This window comes from Ralstonia sp. VS2407, assembly GCF_052950655.1.
This window is the reverse complement of the sequence record NZ_JBRFVG010000077.1, coordinates 1-611: the sequence shown is the minus strand read 5'-3', so window position 1 is coordinate 611 and position 611 is coordinate 1. Positions and strand designations below refer to the sequence as shown.

General features: G+C 69.4%; 1 protein-coding gene. It reads left to right on the top strand.

The window, feature by feature from the left end; translation table 11 throughout:
* Positions 1 to 611 (top strand): DNA recombination protein RmuC (locus ACU8YE_RS23920; protein ID WP_446929828.1); only part of this gene is annotated, 611 nt, incomplete at both ends.

Below are 611 nucleotides of genomic sequence, written 5' to 3'. Positions count from 1 at the left end.
TGCTGACGCCGGATCAATACGCGAAGAACGTCGCGACGGTGCCGAAGAGCGGCGAGCGCGTCGAGTTCGCGATCCGGCTGCCGGGGCGGCACGACGAAGGCGCGGCGGGCGGCGCGGAACCGGTGTGGTTGCCGATCGACGCGAAATTCCCGCGTGAAGACTACGAACGCCTGATCGACGCGCAGGAACGCGCGGACGCGGCGGCTGTCGAGGAGGCCGCGCGCGCGCTCGAGGCGCGGATTCGCGCGGAGGCGCGCACGATCGCCGAAAAGTACGTCGCGCCGCCGCACACGACCGATTTTGCGCTGCTGTTCTTGCCGACCGAAGGGCTCTACGCGGAGATCCTGCGCCGCCCCGGCCTGACCGATCTGCTGCAGCGCGACTATCGCGTGACGGTGGCCGGCCCGACGACGCTGACGGCGCTGCTGAACAGTCTGCAGATGGGGTTCCGCACGCTCGCGATCGAGAAGCGCTCGAGCGAGGTCTGGCAGGTGCTCGGCGCGGTGAAGACCGAATTCGGCAAGTTCGGCGACGTGCTCGCGCGCACGAAATCGCAGCTCGAGACGGTCACGCGCTCGATCGAGGCGGCCGAACAGCGCACGCGCGTGATG